This is a genomic window from Gramella sp. Hel_I_59 (genome assembly GCF_006714895.1).
Lineage (GTDB): Bacteria > Bacteroidota > Bacteroidia > Flavobacteriales > Flavobacteriaceae > Christiangramia.
The window spans coordinates 3177810-3203939 of the sequence record NZ_VFME01000001.1 but is presented as its reverse complement, the minus strand read 5'-3'; the positions used below and the strand labels follow the sequence as shown (position 1 = coordinate 3203939).

At 38.6% G+C, this 26130-nt stretch carries 21 protein-coding genes; 7 read left to right on the top strand and 14 right to left on the bottom strand.

Annotated elements, in window-relative coordinates:
- Position 1: 1 nt before the first annotated feature.
- From asnS to pyrH, 5 genes are all read right to left on the bottom strand, one after another.
- A complete protein-coding gene (gene asnS, locus JM79_RS14830; protein WP_141878902.1) occupies positions 2-1444 on the bottom strand; it encodes an asparagine--tRNA ligase in 1443 nt (480 codons plus the stop codon).
- Positions 1445-1518: 74 nt separating this feature from the next.
- The gene (locus JM79_RS14825) at positions 1519-3927 is read right to left on the bottom strand and encodes an efflux RND transporter permease subunit (protein WP_141878901.1); all 2409 of its coding nucleotides are present in this window, start codon (positions 3925-3927) and stop codon (positions 1519-1521) included.
- Positions 3928-4005: 78 nt separating this feature from the next.
- Positions 4006-6459, bottom strand: coding sequence for a DUF5686 family protein (locus JM79_RS14820; protein WP_141878900.1), 2454 nt, complete (start codon positions 6457-6459; stop codon positions 4006-4008).
- Positions 6460-6553: 94 nt separating this feature from the next.
- Positions 6554-7105: a ribosome recycling factor gene (gene frr, locus JM79_RS14815; RefSeq protein WP_141878899.1), complete on the bottom strand. Its 552-nt coding sequence runs from the start codon at positions 7103-7105 to the stop codon at positions 6554-6556.
- A gap of 23 nt (positions 7106-7128) precedes the next feature.
- Positions 7129-7836 carry a UMP kinase gene (pyrH, locus tag JM79_RS14810; RefSeq protein WP_141878898.1) on the bottom strand — a complete coding sequence of 236 codons (708 nt, stop codon included), beginning with the start codon at positions 7834-7836 and terminating at the stop codon, positions 7129-7131.
- 197 nt (positions 7837-8033) lie between these two features.
- On the opposite strand from pyrH, the gene JM79_RS14805 reads away from it, so the two are divergent.
- Entirely contained in the window at positions 8034-8726 is a 693-nt protein-coding gene (locus tag JM79_RS14805; RefSeq protein ID WP_141878897.1) for a zinc metallopeptidase, read from the top strand.
- A gap of 54 nt (positions 8727-8780) precedes the next feature.
- Here JM79_RS14805 and JM79_RS14800 read toward each other — a convergent pair whose 3' ends face one another.
- Positions 8781-9251, bottom strand: a complete 471-nt coding sequence (locus JM79_RS14800; protein ID WP_026914065.1) for an Lrp/AsnC ligand binding domain-containing protein — start codon at positions 9249-9251, stop codon at positions 8781-8783.
- Between the two features lie 50 nt (positions 9252-9301).
- On the bottom strand, positions 9302-10675 hold the full coding sequence (locus tag JM79_RS14795) for a saccharopine dehydrogenase family protein (RefSeq protein WP_141878896.1): 1374 nt from the start codon (positions 10673-10675) through the stop codon (positions 9302-9304).
- A 61-nt stretch (positions 10676-10736) separates the two neighbouring features.
- Between JM79_RS14795 and JM79_RS14790 the strand changes: the two genes are divergently transcribed.
- Both JM79_RS14790 and pckA read left to right on the top strand, forming a co-directional pair.
- On the top strand, positions 10737-11126 hold the full coding sequence (locus JM79_RS14790) for a DUF423 domain-containing protein (protein WP_141878895.1): 390 nt from the start codon (positions 10737-10739) through the stop codon (positions 11124-11126).
- Between the two features lie 78 nt (positions 11127-11204).
- A complete protein-coding gene (pckA, locus tag JM79_RS14785) occupies positions 11205-12803 on the top strand; it encodes a phosphoenolpyruvate carboxykinase (ATP) (RefSeq protein ID WP_141878894.1) in 1599 nt (532 codons plus the stop codon).
- 73 nt (positions 12804-12876) lie between these two features.
- On the opposite strand, the gene JM79_RS14780 is transcribed toward pckA, so the two are convergent.
- Entirely contained in the window at positions 12877-13623 is a 747-nt protein-coding gene (locus JM79_RS14780; protein WP_141878893.1) for a uroporphyrinogen-III synthase, read from the bottom strand.
- A gap of 22 nt (positions 13624-13645) precedes the next feature.
- On the bottom strand, positions 13646-14299 hold the full coding sequence (locus JM79_RS14775; protein WP_141878892.1) for a DUF4271 domain-containing protein: 654 nt from the start codon (positions 14297-14299) through the stop codon (positions 13646-13648).
- A gap of 101 nt (positions 14300-14400) precedes the next feature.
- Between JM79_RS14775 and JM79_RS14770 the strand changes: the two genes are divergently transcribed.
- From JM79_RS14770 to JM79_RS14760, 3 genes are read left to right on the top strand one after another with little or no spacing between them, the layout of a single operon-like run.
- Complete coding sequence (locus JM79_RS14770) at positions 14401-15132, top strand: polyprenol monophosphomannose synthase (protein ID WP_141878891.1); 732 nt, start codon at positions 14401-14403, stop codon at positions 15130-15132.
- Positions 15132-16475, top strand: a complete 1344-nt coding sequence (locus JM79_RS14765; RefSeq protein ID WP_141878890.1) for a dihydroorotase — start codon at positions 15132-15134, stop codon at positions 16473-16475. The genes JM79_RS14770 and JM79_RS14765 overlap by 1 nt, the downstream gene beginning before the upstream one ends.
- Entirely contained in the window at positions 16465-17016 is a 552-nt protein-coding gene (locus JM79_RS14760) for a DUF4296 domain-containing protein (protein ID WP_141878889.1), read from the top strand. Before JM79_RS14765 ends, JM79_RS14760 begins: the two co-directional genes overlap by 11 nt.
- Here the strand turns inward: JM79_RS14760 and JM79_RS14755 are convergent.
- Positions 17013-18017: an NAD-dependent epimerase/dehydratase family protein gene (locus JM79_RS14755; RefSeq protein ID WP_141878888.1), complete on the bottom strand. Its 1005-nt coding sequence runs from the start codon at positions 18015-18017 to the stop codon at positions 17013-17015. The genes JM79_RS14760 and JM79_RS14755 overlap by 4 nt on opposite strands.
- Positions 18018-18098: 81 nt before the next feature.
- On the opposite strand from JM79_RS14755, the gene tyrS reads away from it, so the two are divergent.
- Positions 18099-19394 (top strand): tyrosine--tRNA ligase, encoded by a 1296-nt coding sequence (tyrS, locus tag JM79_RS14750; protein WP_141878887.1) that lies wholly within the window; start codon positions 18099-18101, stop codon positions 19392-19394.
- Between the two features lie 313 nt (positions 19395-19707).
- On the opposite strand, the gene JM79_RS14745 is transcribed toward tyrS, so the two are convergent.
- The 4 genes from JM79_RS14745 to JM79_RS14730 all read right to left on the bottom strand — a co-directional run bounded on the left by JM79_RS14745 (position 19708) and on the right by JM79_RS14730 (position 26114).
- Positions 19708-20682 (bottom strand): acyl transferase, encoded by a 975-nt coding sequence (locus JM79_RS14745; protein WP_141878886.1) that lies wholly within the window; start codon positions 20680-20682, stop codon positions 19708-19710.
- Between the two features lie 80 nt (positions 20683-20762).
- Positions 20763-21101 carry a T9SS type A sorting domain-containing protein gene (locus tag JM79_RS14740; protein ID WP_141878885.1) on the bottom strand — a complete coding sequence of 113 codons (339 nt, stop codon included), beginning with the start codon at positions 21099-21101 and terminating at the stop codon, positions 20763-20765.
- A 163-nt stretch (positions 21102-21264) separates the two neighbouring features.
- On the bottom strand, positions 21265-23259 hold the full coding sequence (locus tag JM79_RS14735) for a hypothetical protein (RefSeq protein WP_141878884.1): 1995 nt from the start codon (positions 23257-23259) through the stop codon (positions 21265-21267).
- A gap of 53 nt (positions 23260-23312) precedes the next feature.
- Positions 23313-26114: a TonB-dependent receptor gene (locus tag JM79_RS14730; RefSeq protein WP_141878883.1), complete on the bottom strand. Its 2802-nt coding sequence runs from the start codon at positions 26112-26114 to the stop codon at positions 23313-23315.
- Positions 26115-26130: the final 16 nt, after the last annotated feature.

Here is a 26130-nt window from a genome sequence, read left to right as displayed (position 1 = left end):
CTTAAAATTCTGCGTTATGCGGAGTTCTTGGAAAAGGGATCACATCTCTAATATTACCCATTCCAGTAGTGAACTGAACAAGTCTTTCAAAACCAAGTCCAAATCCACTATGAACACAGGTTCCGAACTTACGGGTATCAAGATACCACCATAGTTCTTCCTCCGGAATGTTCAATTCTTCCATTTTTTCTTTAAGAACATCCAAACGTTCTTCACGCTGGCTTCCTCCCACGATCTCTCCAATTCCAGGGAAAAGAATGTCCATCGCTCTTACCGTTTTTCCGTCTTCGTTCAAACGCATGTAGAATGCTTTGATCTTCGCCGGATAATCAAAAAGGATCACCGGTGTTTTAAAGTGTTTTTCAACAAGGTAACGCTCATGCTCACTTTGCAGATCTGCACCCCATTCCTCGATGATATAATTGAATTTCTTCTTCTTGTTTGGCTTCGAGTTTTTAAGGATCTCGATAGCTTCGGTATAACTAACTCTTTTGAAATTGTTTTCCAGCACAAAGTTGAGCTTTTCCATAAGGCCCATGTCGCTTCTTTCTGCCTTAGGCTTTAACTGATCTTCTTTCTCCTGTCTTTCGGCAAGAAATTCCAGGTCATCTTTAGAGTGTTCCATCACGTATCTAAGTACGTATTTAATAAAATCTTCAGCCAGATCCATGTTTTGATCCAGATCACAGAAAGCCACTTCTGGCTCGATCATCCAGAATTCAGCTAAATGTCGGGAAGTGTTGGAGTTTTCAGCTCTAAAAGTTGGGCCAAAAGTATAAACCTGTCCTAGACCAAGTGCAAAAGTTTCAGCTTCGAGTTGTCCGGAAACTGTAAGATTAGTCTCTTTTCCGAAGAAGTCTTCCTTGTAATTAATGCTACCATCCTCATTTTTTGGAGGGTTTTTCATGTCTAGCGAAGAAACGCGAAACATTTCTCCGGCACCTTCAGCATCACTACCCGTAATAATTGGTGTGTGAACATGGTAGAAGTTCTTTTCCTGGAAATATTTGTGAACTGCGAAAGACAGTTTGCTTCGCACACGCATGATCGCTCCAAAAGTATTCGTACGTACACGTAAATGCGCCTGCTCACGTAGTTTCTCCATACTATGCTTCTTTGGCGATAGAATAGTTAGTTTCACTTCTTCAGGATTCGCATCCCCAAGAATCTCAATTTCTGAAACTTCAATTTCAACACGTTGCAGACTACCAAGACTCTCCTTCAAAGTTCCCTTGATAGATATAGCTGCACCTACGTTTATGCGATTGATAATCTCCTCATCGGTATTTTCAAAATCGATAACGCATTGCAGGTTTTTCAAAGTAGAACCATCGTTAAGCGCAATAAAACGATTACTACGGAAAGAGCGTACCCATCCCTTGATATGGTGTTCCTGTAAAAACTGATCGCTTTCAAGTATTTCAGCGACTTTTGCTTGTATCATTTAGTTGAAATTTAGAAAAAACAAAGATAGTTTATCGCCTGAAGCTTAGCAAGCAGGCTGTTTTATATATTAATTTAATTGTTTTGCTGATCGCGATTGGCCTCCTCTTCTTCAGTCTCAAAAATACGCATCGCCGGTTCTTTTAAAGTTTTCTTGTTGGCAATACTTCTTTCCAGCGAAAGTAAAAGTGAAGGTAGCAATAGTAAATTCGACAACATAGCAAACAGTAAAGTGGCTGAGACCAGTCCGCCAAGGGCCACCGTTCCTCCAAAACTACTGATCATGAACACTGAAAATCCAAAGAAAAGAACGATCGATGTATAGAACATACTTACACCAGTTTCTCTTAGCGCGGCATAAACGGAGCGCTTGATCTTCCAGTCATTGGCTTTTAATTCCTGCCTGTACTTTGCCAGAAAATGAATGGTATCATCTACCGAAATTCCGAAAGCAATACTAAAAACCAAGATCGTTGAAGGTTTAATAGGAACTCCAAGAAATCCCATCACTCCAGCAGTAACGATCAAAGGAAGTAAGTTTGGTACAAGAGATATCAAAATCATCCTGAAGCTTCTAAACATCCAGGCCATTAAACCTGCAATAAGAAGTATAGCCAGTCCTAACGAAATAATTAAATTTCTAACCAGGTAACTCGTTCCTTTTTGAAAAAGCAGTGCCTTTCCGGTAAGTGAAACATCATATCTTTCAGATGGAAAGATCTTTTCTATTTCTGGTAGTAGATCATTTTCGATCTCTTCCATCTTCTCTGTTCCAACATCCTTCATGAATGTGGTAATTCGAGCATATTGTCCAGTAGAATCCACGTAGCTTTGCATAATTCCTTCCGAAGAAGAAAGACCTTTTGCATAGGGCATTATAAAGTTTTGCTCCTGTGAAGTTGGTAACTGGTAATATTTTGGATTACCGTTGTAATACGCCTGCTTGCTGTATTTTACGAGTCGGTTGATGGATAATGGCTTGCTTAGTTCCGGAATCTCTTCGATCTTATTTTCGAGATCATTCATCCGTTTTAAAGTAGAAAGCTTCAATACGCCTTTCGGTCTCTTGGTATCGATCATGATCTCCAAAGGCATCACTCCATCAAATTCCCGTTCAAAGAATTTTACATCCTTATAGAATTGGGTTTCCTGAGGCATATCTTCAAGAATACTTCCTGAAACCTTAATGGTATAAATTCCGATGATACTAAGAATCAGTAGAGCGAGAGAAGATATGTAAATTGCAATTCTATGGTTTCTTACCATATCTTCCATCCAGTCAACAAAGCCGCCAATCCATCGTGTGTTTAGATGTTTTAAGTGCCTGTCTCGCGGTGGTTTTAAGTAAGAGTATATAACCGGAATTATCAATAAGCTTAAAACGAAGATCGCCAGGATGTTGATAGAGGCCACTACACCAAACTCTCTTAAAAGCTGACTATCAGTTAAAATGAAAGTAGCAAATCCAGATGCGGTAGTTACATTGGTCATTAAAGTAGCATTACCCACTTTGGTGATCACTCTTTGCAATGATTTCGCCTGGTTTCCATGCTTTTTAATCTCCTGCTGATACTTGTTAATAAGGAAAATACAGTTTGGAATTCCTATTACGATAATTAGCGGAGGAATAAGCGCCGTAAGAATTGTGATCTCATAATGCAGTAGCCCTATAAACCCAAAGGCCCACATAACCCCAATACAAACAGTAACCATCGAAATAATGGTTGCTCGTATGGATCTAAAGAAAAAGAAGAAAATAATCGAAGTGACCAGTAAGGCTGCGACAATAAAAAGTCCAATTTCATCGACTATGTTCTGTGCATTCAGTGTTCGTATATAAGGCATTCCCGAAACTCTAACATCGATACCCTGCTGCTCTTCAAATTCAGCAATAAGAGGTTCCAGTTCTTCCAGTACAAAGATCTTTCTGGCTTTAGTGTTTACCAGTTCTTTATTAAGATACAAAGCAGATTGTATGGTATTGGAATGTGAACTATACACCAGGTTCTCATAGAAAGGCAGAGCCGTAAAAAGTTTGTTTTCGAAAGCTGCGAGAATATCACTATCCAGATCTTCTTCCGGTAGCACCGGTACCATTTCAAATCTTTTGGGATCTTCAAACTTTTTAAGTTCCTGAAGGCTGGCCGGTGAAATGATCTGGTCAACTTCAGGATAAGTAAGTAGCGTATCTGTAAGTTTATTCCAGGCTTTAAACTTTTCAGGAGTGAATAAGGCAGAATCCTGTACTCCTAGCAGAATAAGATTTCCCTCTTCGCCAAACTTCTCCAGGAAGTCGTTATAACTCACGTTCACCTCGTGGTCATCGGGCATTAAATTAGCCTCGGTATACGAAAACTGCATGTTCTTCCATTGTGTGGAAAGCAGGTAGGTTGCGATCAGTATAAGTACAATGATCACAATTCGGTTTCGTAAAATAAGGCGTGCGATGGAATTCCAGAATCCAAAGCTAAAGATCTTTTGCATGGCTTTCTATTAGCGGCGCAAAGGTAAAAAAAACCCTATTTAAATACTTTGTTATTACTGTATTAATCGAGCTTTGAGCTATAACTGTACCTGTAAGGTAAATTTAAGAGAGAAATTTTCTTTAAAAGTAGGAAGACGATATGCTCCATATCTATAGGCTGTGCTAAGACCAAAGCCGCCAAATAATTTATTTAACTCCAGCCCTGCTTCAGAAAATCCATTTTCAAGAGTATTGAACATTATGCCTTCGTGCTTAGCAATATCAGTAAAATCACCAATGGCATGCCTTGAAATGAAAACAAGTTCTGGTCGAAAACTTTTACTTATGATAAACGGTCTTAACTGGTGTCTCATATGTAACATCACCTGCCTGTCTGAATAAAATTCATTGAAATACATGGTTTCAAAACTGTTACGACCAGCAACCGAAATTCTTTGAGAAATCTTAGATCTATTAGGATTGTTAGGGTAGGAGTGGAAAGCATGTGTCAGAGGTAGATCTCCTACACCATAATTACCTTCCAGTATAAATTCGGTTCTGGATTGATCGAGCCTTAAGATCTCATGCTCTGCCTTGATTCCAATTCTGGTAAAGTTGAAATCGCCGTCCAGAATTTTAACTGCCTGTTCTAACTGACCAGTAAACTGAGGGAATTTTTTCTCCAGTAAAACATCACCTTGCGGAGTTCTTAGATATTTTGAAAATGGCTGCCAAAGGAAACCGGCTTTAATAAAGTGGAGATCATAATCACTGTATAACTGATTGTTATCGTTATAATTGTAATTTCTGATCTGCCATATTTCTTCTCGTGAAAATCGCAACTGCGTATCAAGCCTTGGTGTGATTTTATGCTCAAGCCCAACGGCAAAAGTCCTAATATTGTAATAGTTATTGGTGTTTACGAATCTAGGTTCCAGAATAGAAAAAGTATTTCTCCCTTTCAGATAATCTACGGAAGCAATTTCATCAATATCTCTTGAGAAACCGAAGTTCAGATACGTATGATTTCTCTTATTAAGATAGATCTGGCTACCCAAACCATATTTGAACACTTCATCTTTAAAACCGTACGTGAGATACGAGTTCAGATTAAAATTCTCAGAAAATTGATCGTTGGTCTTTCCTCCAAATCCAAGCCTTATACCTTCGTAGTTACTAAACTTAAAGATCTTTCCAAGGTCCATATCCCAGAAACCTATAGGGTAAGAGCCAGAAGCGATGGCTTTTTTGACCTGAATTTTACGCTCTATATTCTGATTCTTTATAAGACTGTCTACTTTCTGTTCAGTAGCTTCATCACGATCATCGAATTCAACTTTTCTGTTTTCTTCCCAGAAACTTTGAGTTCTGTCTATCGCTTCTGGATCGATCCTGATCTCGGCATCACTAATTTTTACCTGGGCCTGCGGCTGCAAGTCGAAATCATAATGTATTACGGTTGAATTTAAGTAAAGATCTTGGCTTATTTCATCTGCACCCAGGAGTCTGCCAAGAATCCCAGGATTTTGCTGAACAGTTCCAATTCCAACAGTACCTCCAAAAACAGCAATTTCTTTTCCTCCCGAACCTGCTTTTATAGTGGTCGTTTGTAGCTTCGGAAACCAGACATCTTGATCGGGGAAATATTGATATTCATAGTCAACTTCCAATTTTACCGCTCCCAGAAGTTGCGCTTTTGCCTTCTGAATAGCGAGGGTTTCCGTATCTAAATAGAGAATTCCTTCCAGGCCAGCTACAACCTCTTCACGCTTTGGACTAAAGTAGATCACATAAGCAGGTCTTGAGGTTCGAGTCGTATCCAGGATCTTATAATCATAGTTTCTGAAAGCTGCTTTCCCTAGCGGTCCTGCATAATCTGTTTTGTAGAGACTGTAATCATTTTTATATAGAGAAAACGGATTGACGCCCATAGTAAGAACATTATAAACCGGTTTCTTAAATCCGGCAGTTCTTACGCCCAGTACTTCTTCTGAAGTGTCACCATTCCCATCATAACTGTGACTGGCAACCTTTTCTGAAAGATATCCACGCCCTTCGTTTACGATAGTTTTAATTTCTGCTGAAGTACTATCGGCATAAAGCTGAATTCCACCACCTTCGTTGTCTACAATAAACTTGGAATAACTTTTATATTTGAAACCAGGTAAGACCTTTTCAGGATCATTTATTTCTTTTCGCGAAATCGCTTCAGAAATAAGACTGTCGGCAGGATTGGGTGCATTGGAAAGTTCTACCGTTTGCAGTCTCTCACGAACCGCGCTTAGTTTGATCTGTAGATACTTTGTATCTTGATTAATACGGGTACTTATTGTCTTGTAGCCAACATAACTAATTCTTACTTCAACGACTTCTTTTCCAACTTGCAATTCAAAACTACCGTCAATATTGGTTAATACTGTGCCATTTTTAAGATTGATCCTGGCGTAGGCTAGTGGTTCATTAGTTTCTGAATCGATGACCCGGCCGTTCACTTTAGACTGTGCGAAGCTAAAAGTAGTAATCAGTAAAAACAAGTATACTAGCTTCGACATTATTTTGAAATGAATTTGTTCAGAAATAAAAATGCCGGTTCAAATCTGTTTTTCTCCAGACCCGAACCGGCATAAAATTTTGAAATTGTGATCATTAAACGGTCATGATCTCTTTTTCCTTCACAACCAGGATACTTTCGATCTTGGCGATATATTCATTGGTAAGTTCCTGAACTTCATCTTCGGAAGCTTTTAAAGCATCTTCAGAGATATCAGTTTTTTTAAGTTCCTGCATCGCATGTTTACGATCATTTCTAACTCCAATCTTAGAATCTTCCGCTTCAGCTTTTGCCTGCTTGGACAACTGAATACGACGTTCCTCGGTAAGTGGCGGTACGTTAATGATTACGCTCTCACCATTGTTCATTGGATTAAACCCAAGATTCGCTACCATGATCCCTTTTTCAATTTCCTGGATCATACTTTTTTCGAAAGGCTGAATTGATAATGTTCGCGCATCTGGTGTGTTCACATTAGCTACCTGTTGCAAAGGCGTTTTTGCTCCATAATAATCAACCATTACACTTCCAAGCATGCTTGGAGTAGCTTTACCGGCGCGTATATTTGAAAGTTGTTTTTTAAGATGCACAATGGCGTTCTCCATTGCTTCTTTTGCTTCTTCTAAAATAAATTCAACCTCGTCCATTTCTAATATCGTTTTCTATTTAATTATAAATTTACTTTTGTTCCTACAGGCTCTCCAGTCGTGACTTTTAACAAGTTCCCCGGTTTGTTCATATCGAATACAATAATAGGTAATTCGTTTTCCTGGCTCAAAGTAAATGCCGTTGTATCCATTACTTTTAATCCTTTCTTCAAGACATCCTCGAAAGAAATAAAATCAAATTTTGTAGCGCTTTTGTCCTTTTCCGGGTCTGAAGTATAAATTCCATCTACTCTGGTACCCTTAAGAATCACATCAGCTTTTATTTCAATAGCTCTTAATACTGCTGCAGAATCTGTAGTGAAGTACGGGTTACCAGTTCCTCCACCAAAAATTACCACACGACCTTTTTCCAGGTGCCTGATAGCTTTTCTTCTTATAAAAGGTTCTGCAACTTCATTAATTTTGATAGCCGACTGTAACCTGGTTTGAATATCTGCATCTTCAAGTGCACTTTGTAAAGCCAGACCATTAATTACGGTAGCCAGCATTCCCATATGGTCACCTTGTACTCGATCCATTCCTTTACTGGCACCGGCAACACCTCTAAAAATGTTTCCTCCACCAATTACAATAGCAAGCTCAACACCTTCTTCTACTACCGATTTGATTTCCGCAGCATATTCTGCCAGGCGTTCGGGATCGATGCCATATTGGCGCTTTCCCATTAAAGCTTCTCCAGATAGTTTTAAAAGTATTCTCTTGTATTGCATAGCTGTTTTTTATGAACCGTTGCAAATATAGCTAATATCTGAATTTGTGAAATATAAAGAGCCCTTTTTGAAAATGATTGGGAAGCATTTAGAATAAATTAACTCATTAGCCTTTTAATAATCGACTGACAGCCAATTCTGCTGGCGGGGTTTTTGATATATTTGGTTCATTACTAAAACTTAAAATATTAGGACCTATGATGGGATATTATATAATTGCTGGGCTCATTTTCTTAGTGAGCATGTTTGTGAGCAACAAACTAAAGAGCAAATTTAAGGAGTACTCCAAGGTGCACCTTCAAAACGGAATGAGCGGTAAAGAGATCGCTGAAAAAATGCTGCGTGATAATGGGATCAATGATGTAAAAGTGATATCTACCCCGGGAATGCTTTCAGATCATTACAATCCGTCCAAGAAAACCGTGAACCTGAGTGAGGGAGTTTACTCTCAACGTAACGCTGCGGCAGCGGCAGTTGCTGCTCACGAATGCGGTCACGCAGTTCAGCACGCAAAAGCTTACAGCTGGTTGCAAATGAGAAGTAAATTGGTGCCGGTGGTTAGTATCGCTTCCAAGTTTTCTCAATGGGCAATTTTTGGTGGACTTATATTAATGAGTATGGTGAGCGTAGGTGTAGGGCAAACTGTGCTGCTTGTAGGGATCATTATGTTTGCTATGGGAACCTTTTTCAGTTTTATCACACTGCCGGTAGAGTATGATGCCAGTAAAAGAGCTTTGGTATGGCTGGAAACTGAAAATATGCTGACTCCTGCGGAACATGATGCAGCAGAAGATTCGCTGAAATGGGCGGCTAGAACTTATGTGGTAGCTGCAGTAGGATCACTGGCTACACTATTATACTTCGTTGGAATATTTATGGGTAGAGATTAATTTAAACTTCAGAATAATAGAAAAGGCTGTTAGAACACTAACAGCCTTTTTTCATTATATCTTTATTTGCCGGTCTATTTGTTGATTGAGACTTATAAAAGTTTCTGTTCTGGACACACCGTCTATCGCCTGTATGTTCTTATTCAGTACTACCATTAGATGTTCGTTATCACGACATAAGATCTTAAGAAAAATTGACCAGTTTCCCGTTGTGTAGTGACATTCGATAACCTCAGGAATTTCACTAAGTTGCTTAACGGCCTGAGGGTTACTTACAGCCTTATCCAGGTAAACGCCTACAAAAGCCATGGTTTTGTAACCTAGCAACCTGGCATCCAGCATCATTTTAGAGCCTTCGATCAAACCAGATTTTTCTAATTTTCTCAAACGCTGATGAACAGCTGCGCCGGTAATTCCAATATTCTTGGCGATCTCCAGGATCGGTTTTTTGGCATCTTTCATTAGATAGTTAAGAATGGTCTTGTCGATCCCATCTAGCTCAACACTATCGTTTACAATCTTCATAAGGATAATTTTTGGTCGTTAAGCTAAAATAGCAAAAATGCTTTTCAATTTTAATTACCTACTTCACCAAATGGGTTGTATCCTAGATATTCTGTCTCTTTTTCTTTAAAAATGATATCATGAGCTTCAAGTTCTTTCAGAATAGGCTCATAGACCTCCTTGCGAATTGGTAACTGAACACCTGGAGTTTTAATTTCTCCGTTGAGGATCATCAATGCTGAAATGGCTACTGGTAATCCCACGGTCTTAGACATGGCTGTTCTGGACTGATCCTCTCCAATATGAACCATCGTAGAATCAATTTGCTTCTTTTCGCCATCTAGCTCGTAACCGAATTTATGGTACATAACGATCATATCCTTGTCATCTTCAGCCAGTGTCCATTTATCCATCAAAATCTTTTGAAGCGCTTGCGCCGGAGTAGCATTTTTGATCCCGATCTTTTTTTCTGAATTAAAAAGATCAAGTTCTATAAGCTTGTCCCACATAATATCATCCTGATCGATCTTAAGACTATGTCTGGTTTTAAGTTCTACGGAATCACTTGGGGAATACGGAAGAAAAGAATTGATGAAATCGCGGTAACTCATTTCTTCTGAATTAGTCATTTCGAAACTATCATCGGTCATTCCAAGTTGCACGAACATGTTCCATGCTCTACTGAAGCCTACTTTTCTGATAGTTCCTCTATATAAAGTAAGTGCATTTTCTAGTCCGTAAACACTTTGATATTTAAGTGAATTCCTGTTGGCATAACCTTCAAATTTTCCGTAGCCTTCTACTTTCAGAAATTCAGTCCTTCGGAATAATCTATGGTATGGAATGTACTTGTACTTCCCTTCCTGAATAAATTCAGCAACACCACCCTGTCCGGCAACGACCACGTTTCTGGGGTTCCAGGTAAATTTATAGTTCCATAGGTTGTTATCACTTTCCGGAGCAACAAGTCCGCCGGTAAATGATTCGAAAAGTAAGATCTTTCCACCTTTGTCTCTTATTCTGTCAATAACCTGCATGGCGCTCATATGGTCAATTCCTGGGTCCACGCCGATCTCATTCATGAATACAAGGTTCTTTTTCTTAACCTCCTCATCCAGAGCACGCATCTCATCGCTTATATAGGAAGCCGTTACCATATGCTTATTGAATTTCACGCAATCATGGGCGACCTCAATATGGAATCTTGCGGGCAACATGGATATCACGAGATCTGCCTGCTGAATTGCAGGCTCCCTGCTTTCCTTGTTGAAAACATCCAGTTCGATGGCTTCGCAATGTTTGCGATCCCGGCAGGCATTTTTGGCATTTTTGAGTTCCTTATCACCAATTTTTAATTTTAGATTTTGCTCTACCGCCCGGTCGAGCAGGTAGTCTATAAGTGCAGCGGTAGATTTTCCTGCACCTACGATTAATATTTCTCGCATAAATTAAGTTAGTTTTGTGTAGTGCAAACGAATGTATTAAAAAGCTGACTCATATAAAACTATGCAGACAAACAGGAAATTCTTAGTAACCGGAGCCATTTTTGGATTGATTGCTGTGATCCTTGGAGCTTTTGCAGCACATGGTTTGAAAGAAACACTTTCAGAAGCTTCTCTAAATAGTTTTGAAACGGGAGTTAGATTCCAGATGTACCATGCTTTTCTAATGTTGATCCTCGGGATTATTATTACTGAAAAAGATAACAAGCTATTATTTTACCTTTTCCTATTCGGTACCATATTATTTTCAGGATCTATCTATTTCCTATCTACATCGGCGGTTACAGGAGTAGACTTCTCAGCAATAGCATTAGTTACCCCAATTGGTGGAGGACTTTTAATTGTAGGCTGGTTCTTAATAGTCCTGAAATTCATAAAGTTAAAAAACAAATAAATTAATTGACGATATCGTTATATCTGCATAAGATTTTTACTTTTGTACGCCTAAACAAACAACAGAATTGATTTTTTTATGGTCGATAACACCCAAATTACGAAAACGATTTCGTTAGAGGATTACGGGATCAAAAATGCCAGAGTACATTATCAACTATCTCCAGAGGAACTTCAGAAGAAAACTATCGCATTAGGACAGGGAGTAGAGAGCTCATTTGGAGCACTTGCTGTTAATACTGGTGAGTTTACAGGAAGATCTCCAAAGGACAGATTCATTGTAAAAGATGAGATCACAGAAGATAAAGTATGGTGGGGAGATATTAACATCCCGTTTGATCCGGAAAAATTTGATTCTCTTTATAATAAGGTAACAAACTACCTTGGAGATAAAGAGATCTTTGCTCGCGATGCCTACGCTTGTGCAGACGATAATTATCGTTTAAACATTAGGGTGATTAATGAGTATCCATGGTCAAACCAATTTGCTTTCAATATGTTCTTGAGGGTAAATGATTCAGAACTTGAAAACTTTCAGGAAGACTGGCTGGTGGTAAATGCACCTGGATTCAAAGCAGATCCATCAGTAGATGGAACCAGACAGGAAAACTTTGCTATTCTTAATTTTAAGAAGAAAATCGCGCTAATTGGAGGAACCGGTTACACAGGGGAAATCAAAAAAGGGATTTTTTCAGCGCTTAACTTTGTATTACCTGTTTACAAGAATACTCTACCAATGCACTGTTCTGCAAATGTTGGAGAAGACGGCGATACTGCTATATTCTTCGGACTTTCAGGAACAGGGAAGACAACACTTTCAGCAGATCCGGAAAGAAAACTTATCGGAGATGATGAGCATGGTTGGACAAAGGAGAACACGATTTTCAATTTTGAAGGTGGATGTTATGCAAAAGTGATCAACCTTTCTGAAGAAAACGAACCAGATATTTACCATGCGATCAAGCCTGGAGCTATCCTGGAGAATGTCGTTCTTAATGACAACGGAGATGTGGATTTTAGCGATACTTCAATCACGCAGAATACGCGGGTAAGTTATCCTATTTATCATATTGACAATATCCAGGAACCGTCTATTGGAGAGAATCCTAAGAATATATTTTTCCTTACAGCAGATGCATTTGGAGTATTGCCTCCAATTAGTAAGCTTACACCAGGACAGGCGGCTTATCACTTTATAAGCGGATATACTGCAAAGGTTGCTGGTACTGAAGCTGGGGTAGATGAGCCTGTACCAAGTTTTTCTGCTTGTTTCGGCGCTCCTTTCATGCCGTTGCATCCTACGAAATATGCAGAAATGCTAAGTCGTAAAATGAAAGATGCAGGGGTTAACGTATGGCTTGTGAATACGGGCTGGACCGGTGGACCTTACGGAGTAGGAAATCGAATGAAATTAAAATATACTCGTGAAATGATAAGTTCTGCGCTTGAAGGAAAACTTGACGGAGTGGAATTTGAAAATCACCAGATTTTTGGATTGAGTATGCCTAAAACTTGCGAAGGAGTTCCGGCAGAAGTCTTGAATCCAAAAAACACATGGGCAGATAAAGAGGCTTATGATAAAAAAGCAAAAGAGCTTTCAAGTTTCTTCAAGCAGAATTTCTCCAAGTTCGAGGAGTATGCAAATGAAGAAATTATGAAGGGAGCTCCTGTAGATTAGTTTTAAATTGTTAGTTGAAATCAAAAAATCCGGTCGCAAGACCGGATTTTTTATTTATCGTATAAAAGTAAATTTACTTCTTATTCACTTCGTTAATGTATTTGCTAATTGCCATGGTCATACTCGGAGTTTCCGGAGTAGGAGCTTTGATATCTGCTGTTAGACCATGTTCCTTAGCTGCCTTTATAGTTGTGTTTCCAAATACAGCGATACGTGTATTATTCTGCTTAAAGTCTGGAAAGTTCTCAAAAAGAGATTTAATTCCGCTAGGACTAAAGAATACAAGAATATCATAAGTTACATCTTTCAGGTCTGAAAGGTCACTCACTACAGTTCGGTAAAAAACTGCTTTTTTCCATTCTACTCCAAGTTTATTTAATGTCTTTGGAACATCTGGCTTCAGCATATCTGAAGAAGGAAGTAAGAACTTCTCGTTCTTATATTTCTTAATAAGCGGAGCAAGCTCTGCAAACGTTCTTTTACCTACGTAGATCTTACGTTTACGATAGACCACATATTTCTGAAGGTAATAAGCAACGGCTTCACTTAGACAGAAGTATTTCAAGGAATCTGGCACCTTGAATCTCATTTCCTCCGCAATCCTGAAGAAGTGATCTACAGCATTACGGCTGGTTAAAATGATCGCGGTGTAGTTGGCAAGATCAATTTTTTGTTGTCTAACTTCCTTACTGGGAACGCCTTCAACATGAATAAAGGGGATGAAATCAATTTTAACTTTCTGTTTTTCTTCCAGCTCAAAATAAGGAGAGTTTTCTACCTTAGGTTCGGGCTGGGAAACCAAAATTGTTTTCACTTTCATATGCAATTCTTTAAAGTTCCTTTTAGATCGTAATTAACTTGTACAAAATAATATAAGGGGCGATTTCGAGAGCGCAAATGTACAAAATAAAATAGAACCAATTAACGCTAACCGCACTTTGATTCCTTCTATAGATTATAAACATTGAAAATGCATTTGCCAGTACAGCCGTAACCGCGATGATCCTAAGGCTGAGGCCGGTAACTTCCATACTATAAACCAGGAAAAGGCACGCGAAAAGAAGAAGGATTGAGATGAAATTGCGATAACTTAATTTCTGAAAAATATAGTAATCTATCCGCTCATCGATATCGAAAATGTTGCCAATGATCTTTTCAACTCCGGCTTTCAATAAAATAAGACAGGTGTAACCTGTGAGAATCCGAATAAACAAAACGATTGATTGAAGATCTGTTTCATAAAAGTACCTGTAAACCAGAAAGATAAATAAAGAGACTGCGATCGCCTGTACAGAGAATAATATAATGTTAAAACCATGAAAAGCCTTATTCTCCTTTCCTTTAAAGGCTATAAATTTACCAGAGTTGAGAAGCGATATAAATTCTTCAAAACGTTGTGGAAAGGCAACACGGGCTAATACCAGCAAGCCAAAGCATAGAAGGAAAGTGATCGTGATCCAATCCTGATATTCACTTAATCTTACCGTCGCCTGCATTTAAACTTTTTTACAAATGTAAAATTTTGACCCTATTTGCGGTTGCTTTCCATGAAGATTTGAAGTTTTAATTTGCATACATTTGCGCAAAAGTTTTAGGAATGGGAAATGGGATAATTATTATACCCACCTTTAATGAAATAGAGAACATTGAGCGCATTGTGAGAAACGTTTTTTCACAAAGACGCAAGTTTCACGTTCTTGTTGTGGATGATAATTCTCCAGATGGTACAGCAACCAGGGTTCGCACTTTGATGGCTGAATTTCCTGAAACATTGTTCCTTGAAGAAAGATTAGGTAAGCAGGGACTAGGAACTGCTTACATTCACGGATTTAAGTGGGCATTAAAGAGAGATTACGATTTCATCTTTGAAATGGATGCAGATTTCTCGCATAATCCCAACGATCTTATACGACTGTACAATGCCTGTAAGAGAGATGGAGCTGATGTCGCCATTGGTTCGCGCTATATTACCGGTGTTAATGTCATCAACTGGCCTATGAACCGTGTACTCATGTCCTGGTTGGCGTCGAGATATGTTCGGTTCATAACAGGTATGGATATACAGGACACCACGGCGGGGTACGTTTGCTATAAAAGTGAAGTTCTAAAAGCAATAAACCTGGATCGCATACAGTTTGTAGGTTATGCTTTCCAGATAGAAATGAAATTCAAATCCTATTTAAAAGGATTTAAGATTATAGAGGTTCCGGTGATCTTTACAGATAGAACACGAGGAACATCAAAAATGAGCGGCTCCATTATTTCTGAAGCCGTTTTTGGGGTAATAAAAATGAAGTTGAAAAGTCTGTTTAACAGGAAAAAATTCTGATGAAAAAGGTTTTAATCAAGAACGCTAAGATTGTAAACGAGAATAAGATCACTGAAGGGGATGTGTTCATCGAGAATGGAATTATCGTTGAAATTGCAGAAAGTATAAGTGCAAAATCACCAGATGTAATTATCTATGATGCTGAAGGCACCTATTTGATACCTGGACTAATTGATGACCAGGTACATTTCAGAGAGCCAGGTCTTACTCATAAGGAAAATATAGAAACGGGTTCGAAGGCTGCAGTAGCCGGAGGTATCACTACCTTCATAGAGATGCCGAATACTTTGCCGCAGGCAACGACAGAAGAGTTATTGGAAGATAAATTCAGTATTGCTGAAGAAACTTCTTATGCGAACTATTCGTTTATGTTTGGCGGCACAAATGATAATCTTGCGGAGATCGAAAAAATCGATCCTAAGAAAGTTGCTGCTTTAAAACTTTTCCTGGGTTCCTCTACAGGGAATATGCTAGTGGATAATGAAAAGGTATTGGAACAGATCTTCAAAAAATCTCCTGTACTTATCGCAGTACATTGTGAAGATGAGGAAACCATTCAGAAAAATCTGGAAGAAGCAAAGGCAAAATTTGGTGATGACATTCCTATTGAAATGCATCCGAAAATTAGAAGTGAAGAAGCTTGTTACAAGTCATCTTCTAAAGCTGTAGCTCTTGCGAAAAAAACCGGCGCTAGATTACATGTCTTTCATGTATCTACTGCTAAGGAATTATCCCTATTTAATAGTAAGAAGCAATTAAAGGATAAAAAGATAACGGCTGAGGTTTGTATACATCATTTATGGTTCAACGACCAGGATTATGCAACTAAAGGAACATTGATCAAGTGGAACCCGGCAGTAAAAACCAAGAAAGATCAGGAAGCATTGTTACAGGGGCTTCTGGATAATCGCCTGGATGTACTTGCAACAGATCATGCTCCTCATACTAAAGAAGAAAAGAAGAACGTATATACGAAAGCTCCAAGTGGTGGACCTTTAGTTCAACATGCTTTGCCTGCTTTGCTACAAATGCATCATCAGGGGAAAATATCTCTTGAAAAGATCGTGGAAAAAGCCTGTCATAACCCGGCAATTCTTTTTCAGATTGAAAAAAGAGGTTTTATTCGTGAAGGATACAAAGCAGATCTTGTTCTTGTAGATCTTAATTCACCTTGGGCTGTACAACCAGATAATATCTATTCGAAATGCCAGTGGTCTCCGTTTGAAGGAACAACCTTCAAATCACGTATCACTCATACTTTCGTGAACGGTAACCTGGTTTACAAGAATTTCAAACATCAACCATTTACGAAAGTCGCTGAAAGACTAACATTTGATCGCTAGAAAGTCATACATATTATTACTTGCACTGTCCATCTTTCTGATTGCCTGTCAGGATCTGGATAAGACTGAGAAGCCAGACAACCTCATCCCGGAAGAGAAGATGGTAGATGTGCTTACCGAGTTATCTCTGGTTCATGCAGCTAAGAATTACAATAAATTCAAGCTTGAACAAACTGGTATAAAACCAGACAGATTTGTGTTTGAAAAATATGATATTGATAGTCTTCAATTTGAACAGAGTAGTAATTATTACTCAGATCAATATGTAATCTATGAAAGAATTTACGATTCTGTAAGAGGTCGAATTAAAGTATTGAAATCAAACTATGATTCTTTGCGCGAAGTGGAGATCAAAAGAGAAGATAGCCTAAAACGCTTGCAGAAAGACTCTTTGCAGATGATGGACTCTATAATGGCCATTCCGAGATTAAGAGATTCTGTGCAACGTAGCAGGTTAAAACTGAAAGATGCTAGTAAATCAAAGAAAGTTATTCGGGATAGTCTGATCGCTCCCGTGAGCATGGAGGAGGACCGGAACTAGTTCTTATAATTACCGGTAGTTCGTTTGACAACACTTTCCATAGGCTCGAATTGATAATTCATTTCCTGGGTGATCTTGGAATTATCGTAGTAGCTTTCTTCGTGCAGACTATTGATAGTTTCATAAGTGATAGATCTTTTTCTTCCGAAAATACTTCCAATCTTTTGAAAGAACCATCCTAACGCGATCATCCATTTCTGAAGTTTTCGTTTAGGTTTCGTCTTATTCAGTGCATTTGCAGCCCACTCAAAAACTTGCTTAAATGAAATATTTTCTGAAACCAGTACATACTGTTCATTCACCTTTTCAGAATTCATTAAAATAATCATAGACTTCACAACATCCTGTACTCCTACAAATCCGGTGACTTTGGGGAAATAATAGGATAATCCGGAATCTATCTTTTTAAATATTTTGCCAGAACCCGAATTCCAGAAACCAGCACCAATGATCACCCCGGGATTCACAATAATGGCATTGACACCTTCCTGAGTTCCACGCCATACTTCTATTTCTGCTCCATATTTGGAAATAGCATAATGGTTGTGTTTCCCTTCCGGATTCCATTTACCGGTTTCATCTATTTTGTCTGCATTCGTGATGTTGCCCAAAGCAGCGATACTACTCACAAAACATAATTTATGCACTCTACAGGAAATGCATAGGTTGACAATATTTGCTGTGCCTTCAATATTGACTTTTCGTAATTCTTTCTCATCTGCAGGGTCAAAAGATACCAGGGCTGCCGAGTGATATACTTGCTGCACATCTACAAATACTTCAGTAAGTTGTGGGATATTATTAAGATCGGCTACATTCCATTCAATTTGATGAAATAGTTTCTTTGCTTCTTCAGCTTCAGAATAAAAAGAAAAAACTTCGAGAACCTTATTCAAATCGCTATTCTCACGATGAATAGCACGAATTTTTTCACCAGCACGCGCCAGTTCATATAGTAAATGAGCGCCTACCAATCCCGTACCACCAGTAACAAGTATCATAGGGTAAATATAGTTATTGCACTTAGGAAAAATAAGAGTAAATGGTATCTTTACGGCTATTTTTACCTGAATTAGCATATTATGGAGAAGAATTTCGTAAAAGAACTTACCTGGAGAGGGATGTTGCACGACACCATGCCTGGAACCGAGGAACATTTAATGGAAGAAATGCGTGCGGCTTACGTAGGGATAGATCCAACGGCAGATTCGTTGCATATTGGTCACCTTGTGGGAGTCATGATGTTACGCCATTTTCAACTTGCGGGGCATAAGCCTTATGCGTTAGTTGGTGGTGCTACCGGAATGATCGGGGATCCATCGGGGAAGTCGACTGAACGTAATTTGCTAGATGAAAAAACTTTACGTCATAATCAGAATTCATTGAAAGAACAACTTTCGAGGTTTCTTGATTTTGATTCTGAACATGATAATGCTGCAGTTCTGGTAAACAATTACGATTGGATGAAGGATTTCTCATTCCTTGAATTTATCAGGGATGTAGGGAAGCATATTACCGTGAACTATATGATGTCTAAAGATTCAGTTAAGAAAAGACTTTCTTCTGAATCTTCTGTAGGAATGTCTTTTACTGAATTTACTTACCAGCTGGTACAGGGTTATGATTTCCTGCATTTATACAGAGAAAACGACTGTACGCTGCAAATGGGTGGAAGCGATCAATGGGGGAATATCACTACGGGAACGGAGCTTATTCGCCGAATTGGAGATGGGAAAGGTTATGCCTTGACCTGTCCTTTGATCACCAAGGCTGATGGAACTAAATTCGGGAAGACAGAAGGTGGAAATATCTGGCTTGATAAAGAGAGAACTTCTCCATACAAATTCTACCAGTACTGGTTGAATACCAGTGATGAAGATGCTGAAAAATACATCAAGATCTTTACATTTTTGTCTAAAGAAGAGATCGATTCTTTAATTGCTGAACATAAGGAAGCTCCACACAAACGTGAGCTACAGAAGGAACTTGGAAAACAGGTGACAACAATGGTACATTCAGAAGAAGATTATAATAATGCACTTGCTGCTTCTGAAGTTCTCTTCGGAAAAAGTACAGCAGCCGACTTTAGAAAGCTTGATGAAGCGACCTTTCTGGATATCTTCGAAGGCGTGCCGCAAGCTGATATCGCGATGACTGAAATTGAGAACGGACTCGACATGATCGCTGCTCTGGCTGCTCAAACCAACTTTCTGAAGTCGAATGGAGAAGCCAGAAGAGCACTAAAAGAAAATTCGGTAGCAGTAAATAAGGAGAAAGTAAAGGAAGATTATACGATCACTAAAGATGATCTTATCAATAACAAATATGTTATTTTAAATAAAGGAAAGAAGAATACTTATATCATTAGAGCGATTTAAAACCTTCGAATGCCCGACTTCGTACATAGAAGTATATGGGTAATTTCAAGGAAGAAGATATAATAAGGGCGATCATTTTCATAATTTCAATGGGATTGATCGTCTTTCTTGCATTTTACAGCTGATCATACCGCCGCTTGGAAAGCTTAAATACAAAAGCCTTCAGGAAGAACCTGAAGGCTTTGTAACTAACTAACCAATCTAATATGAAAATTCACTTAGCGCAAAATGAAGTTATGAACCTTCTCCATCTTACAAATAGTGAGTCGCACTCAACTTCAGTAAATTACAGCTTGAAAAGTTAAAATTTCCATTATAGAACAAGAAGGTTACAACCTCTGATGTCGCTATTGTCAAAACGCCCCATGATCTCTATCTGGTCACCTGAGATTTTTCCAAGATCCTGGGTGGCAATAAATGAACAGGAGTTCAAATTAGCCAGATCTATTACATTAATACCACCGGTTTTACCATCCTGTACGTAACTAAGTGCATCTTCCGGATCCCGTATAAGTATATTCATCCAGTTGGGAGTTTCAAAAACTCCATTCCCATTAGAGTATGCCTGGGATAAAAGTTCAGTCATTCCATATTCACTATGAATATGATCAACCCCAAAACCAGAGCTTAAGATTTGGTGTAGTTCTTCTCGTATCATTTCCTTGCGTCTGCCTTTCATTCCTCCGGTTTCCATTATGATGGAATGCTGTAGATCAAAAGTTTCATTTTCTACAAGATCTAGTAAGGCAAAGGAAACTCCAATCAGGAATACTTTCTTTCCAGCCTGGTCTAACTTCTTTAATTTTTCAGAAAGATCTTCCAGGTCATCCAGGTAAAATCCGCTATCGGGCTTATTTGACCGTTTGATGAGCGCGTCTGCCATATAAATAAGGGAACTTCCTGTGCGTTCCAGGTAACTTGGTAGAAGAGCCAGAAATGTATAATCTTCTGGAGAACCGTAGAATGCTTCAAAGGCTTTTAAAAAACTCTCTTCATAGATGCGAAGATCGGCAACGTGATGCTTGCTGGTTGCAGCTCCGGTAGTTCCGCTGCTGGTAAAAGTGATCTCTGCTTTCTGTTCTTCAGTAATGATATTTTCTTTCTTGAAAAACTCTATGGGTAGAAACGGAATCTCCCTGATAGATAAAACGTTTTCAGGTGATTTCTTCAGAAGTTTACAGAATTTTTGATAAACAGTATTATGCTGAAATTGATATTGGTAAACTTCAAGGCTTAGCTTTTCAAATTCTTCTGAAGAAGAAATATTGAAGATTTTATTTTTCAGCATAAAGAAACATTGGAGCTTCAAAATTAAGCAATAAAAAAGCCTCTTTAAAAAGAAGCTTACAAATTAAGGCTTGGAGTATTTTATTTTACCACCAGTTTGCGGGTAGCTTTAGATCTTCCTTCTTCGATCTTAATAATATAAATTCCGGGAGTAAGTGTTGAAACGTCTAACTCTCTACCTCTTAATCTGGTCTTAAGAACTGGCTTCCCTAAAACATTATAGATCTCGATCTTCTTTTCCTGGTTTTTAGTGGAAGAAATAAAAACTCTTCCTCCAGTAATCGGGTTAGGATAAATGGATAAACCATCGATAGAAATTTCTGTTCGAGCTGAAGCAGATAAAGAGTCCTGAGCGTTCGCAGGGATTGCCAACATCAGGAAACTAAACAATAAAAAGCTAAATAGGTACTTTTGCTTCATTCTCTTTGGTACAGATTAGACAAACTTACAAATAAAATTTCAAAAATCCTGCCACAAAATGCTGGCTTGCCGTAATTTATAGATAATAAAAAAGGGTTACCAGATGGCAACCCTTAATTTTGGCTAATTATTGACGTTCAATATTTTATACTAAACTTTGATCTTAGTTTACCCAATCAAAATCTGCAGCATCTACAGTTGCATCTGCATCGTAAGCTTCTTCAACATCAGCATCCTCACCGTCAATCTGGATTCCAGAAAGATCTGTTCTGGTGTCATCTGCGATATCAATATTGGTTTCAAAACCAGATAAGGACAGACCAGTGATCGTTGCTCCAGAAAGTTTCTTGAACTGTAGTGCTGTTCCTCCAGCTGTTGAAACTGCAGTGATCTGGTTTAGACTTGGCATGTTATTCTCTCCGTCTGCTTCTACAACAGTTGAAAAGTTATCAATAGTTAGATTGATATAAGCATTTGTAACAGAACCATTCCAACCTTCAGTCCAGTCGATCTGGTCATCTTCGTTATTTTCAAAGTAAGCATTGGTTACAGAAACTGAACCTCCAAAGAATTCAACTCCATCATCAGCTCCATTAATAATTGCGATGTTGTCAATTGTAGTTCCGGATCCAACAGCGTAAAGAGATAGTCCATTGTACTGAGATTCAGAATTGATCTGTGCTCCGGCATCTTTTAGAATCAAGTAAGCGATAGAACCTGAATTATCTTCAGCATTAGATCCTCCATAAACGATTCCTCCAACTTCCGCAGTAGCATTCAAACCTTCAGTAGTTGCTGCATTTCCAGCGATCACAAGACCACCCCAACTTCCAGGTTGACCTGAAGTAGAAGACATTATTACAGGACTAGATTCAGTTCCCTGAATATCGATCATTGCTCCTTGTTGTACTACGATATAAATACTTGTAGCATCAGTATCGGCATCACTTCTGGCAGTGATCTTTGTTCCAGCAGGAATAGTAAGAGTTGCTCCGGCATTCACAGAGACTACATCACTAATAACATATTCGCTATCACCATCTAAAGTTAGGTCGCTATCAATGTTGTTTGGAAGTACAGATACCTGCCCACGATTAGAGATCCAGTCAAAAGTAGATTCCATTACCGTTGGAGTTAGAGAATATGTATTGTCGATATCGGCATCATCTCCGTTTAATTGAATATTAGACAGGTCAGTTCTGGTATCATCTGGAATATCAACTGAGTTGTCGTAACCGTTCAATGAAAGACCGTTGATGATCGCTCCAGAATTTTTCTTGAACTGTAATGCAGTTCCACCTTTTGTAGAAACCGCTGTAAAGTTATTGATAGTAGGTTGCTTGTCTTCACCATCTGCCTCAATAGCAGTAGAGAAATTTCCAATTGTATGAAGAACATAAACATTATCGATTGTTCCATTCCAACCTTCAGTCCAGTCTACTGCATCATCTTCGTTATTTTCAAGATAAAGATTCGTAGCATTTACAGAACCTCCGAAGAATTCAACTCCATCATCTGCTCCATTAATAAGAGCAACGTTCATGATAGATGTTCCTGAACCTACTCCATATAGAGAAAGTCCGTTAAACTGAGATTCAGAATTAATCTGAGCTCCAGCATCAGAAAGTACCAGGTAATTGATAGATCCTGAATCATCTGCAGCATCGCTACCACCGTAAAGAATTCCACCAACTTCAGCAGTTGCATCAGAGCCTTCAGTAGTCTCAGCATTACCTGCGATGATTAGTCCACCCCAGCTACCAGCCTGTCCATTAGAAGAACGCATGATCACAGGAGCAGATGCAGTACCGTTAATTTCGATATCTCCACCTTTTTGAACTACGATATAAACGTTGGTAGCATCACTATCATCCAGATCTGGATCTGCAACGATCTCTGTTCCTGCAGGAATTGTAAGGGTTACTCCACTTTCTACGGAAAGAATTCCAGATAATTGATACGAAGTATTAGCATCAAGAGTCATGTCCTCATCAACGCTTCCGTTAAGAATGTTATCTGAAGTTCCTGGATTTGGTGTCCCAGTGTCATCTGTAGGATTAATGATCTCAATATCATTGTCATCACTACTACAACTTGTGATAAGCAAACCGCCAAAAAGCGCGCTCATTAACAAAAAGTGTCTTGCTGTTTTTTTCATAATTTAAGTTTTGATTGAAATTGGTTGTGTGTATATAATTTGTGGTTAAAAAATTAGAAGTTGTAGCTTAACCCAAGGCTCAATACTGCGCCTCTGGTGTAAGACCGAACGGTTTGTTCTGCCTCTGCAGCATTACCAGATAATGGTCTAATTGCCTGATATCTTTCAATTTCAGGGTTAAGTAGGTTCTGTCCTTTGAATTCAAGTTCAAAATTATTTCCGAACTCTTTAGACAGGATCAAATCCAGGGTTACAAAACCTTTTTCAATGATTTCGTCGTTATATTGGATATCAATAAAATCAAGGTTTTGAGTATCTGGTGATCCAAGTGCGTAGATCTTATCTGAAGCGTAGTTAGCTACGATAGTTCCACGGAATGGATTTTCTGTTTCTGTACTGAAGTTTGCCGATGCATTTACGATCCAGTCTGATGCTCCCTGAAGTCCGATTTCATCGTTTCCATTATATCTGAATGTTCTTACAAAGGATCCATCTTCAGCAAAAACATCTTTAAGATCCTGACTATGCCACATTCTGGTGATATTTCCAGAAACACTCATGTCAAGGCCCTGGTCATTATCATTTTCGATTACATCCATTCTTGCTTCAAGCTCCAGACCATAAATGTTTGCTTCATCACTGGCATTGAAATATGAGAATACTCCAGATGCACCACGTGCCTGAGTTCTGTTGATTGGATCAAGAATTTTTTTATAAAAACCTGTAAGGGAAAGTAACTCGCCTGAACTTGGGAAAACTTCATATTTAAGATCCAGGTTATAGTTATTTGAAGCTTCTAGATTTGGGTTACCACGAGTGATCTGTCCAATCTGTGAAACATATTCAAATGGCGCGATCTCTTTAAATTCAGGTAGTGAAATGGTTTTGCTTGCTGCAAGTCTAATATTCGAATCTTCGTTTGGAGAATACTTGATGTTTAAGCTAGGGTATACATTATCGTATTCCTTAAACGTAAAATTGGGAAGGTTTTGTGGGTAGTTGTTCACATCAAAGATAACATCTACCTGGTCCTTCTGGTATCTCGCACCTGCATTAATATTCCATTGTTCGTTTCCAATGTTGAAAACTGCAAATCCACCGTAAGATTCCAGCGTTCCATTATAAATATCTGGCGTAAGACGATTGAATTGTAACAGCCTGTTGTTGAAGTTTTCCGTAGTAAAGATCGCTCCAAGATTGTCGATAGATGAAGGATTTACAGTATTAAAGTCGGTCTCTTCAGCTCCAAAGAATTGTGAAAAGAAATCACGCTCTTTATTTCTATAATTACCACCAAGAATAAGAGAAGCATTATTAGAATCTTCGTTATCCATGCTTAAGAAATTATAGGTATTCTCGATTCTGGCATTAAATTCAGTATCATCGATTTCCTGAGTAGATTTTCTTTGCTGAAAACCACCAGTTCTGGCCAATTGCACGAAGTTATTGTCTCCAATATTTACTTCATTACGAATACGATTCGGTTCATCTGCATTAACAAGATTATAACCTGCAGACCATTCCAGCTCGTTCTTCCCATCAAGAAAATCATGGAAACCGTGTAACTGGTTTACCCAAAGCCTGGTTTGTTTGATATTCTGATCACGAATAAACTGGTTCAGGTTTTCACCTCTGTTTGTTTCTTCAAAAACAAAACCTTCACCATTTCTACCAGCTTCATAAACCTCATCGGTTACTTTATTGATAAATAAACTGGTTGCTTTAAGGCGGTGGTTGTCGTTGATCTCGAAACCAAGATCGGCCATCAAAGTATTATTATCTGTCTTTTTGAAGTTTTCAGCATCTGTAAACTGGTCTTCAAGAACGTTCGTTCTATAGTTTCTGAAAAGACCTTCATTATATTCAAAAGCAACCGAATTAGATGCAGTAACAAATGCTCTAAGTGGTCCAAATTCCTTTCCTGCAGTAATACTTACTTTTCTATTTACTGGAACTGAAGTCTGTGGATTCCAACTCTGATTGTTTAAAGTAAATTCTGTTGGAATGCTCTGGTCGTAAACACCGAAGTATGTGTCTTCCTGGTTTGGAGAAACTTTAAAGTCGTTAAAAACTCCTGCGGCATTCGTATTAATACCAGCCTGAACACTAAAACCAGCTTCATCTTTTCCCCTAAGTTCTCTTGAAGAAATATCTACATTTCCAGAAGCCTGATCTGCAGAACTGATCGCGGAGTATGCCTTGCTGATCGATACATTCTGAATAACTCTCGTTGGAAATAAACCAAGATCGATGTTCTTTCTCTCCACATCATCAGATGGGATTGGGAGACCATTCATGGTACTATACAGGTAACGATCACCAAGACCCCTTACAAATAAGTCACCAGAAGCTTCACTAGTGGTTACCCCTGAAATCTTTGTGGTAGCGGTGGCAGCATCGGAAACTCCAAGTTTGGCTAATTCAACGGCCCCGATGCTTTCCTTTATTTCTACTGAATTTTTTTGTTCTACTAATAAAGCAACTTCAGAATCTCTTCTAGAGACAGTAGTAATCACTACTTCGTCTAATGATGCTGCACTGGATCCTAGTTCTGTATTGATCTCAGTCACTTTTCCAGCTTCTACAACTACATCTGGAATTTCCAGAGTTTCATATCCTACAAAACTAAAAACGACTGTATAGGTTCCTGGTTGTAGTTTGTCTAAAAGATATATTCCGTCGTAATCTGATGTGGTTCCTTTAGAAGAATCTTTAAGGAGAACATTAGCGAAAGGAAGAGGCTCACCACCCATTTCCTTATCGGTCAATTTTCCACCAATAGCACCAGTTGTAGTTTCCTGTGCTTGCACAACACCAACTAAAAGAAGTAGTGTTAGTAAAAAGAATTTTTTCATTTTTTTTCTTGCTATA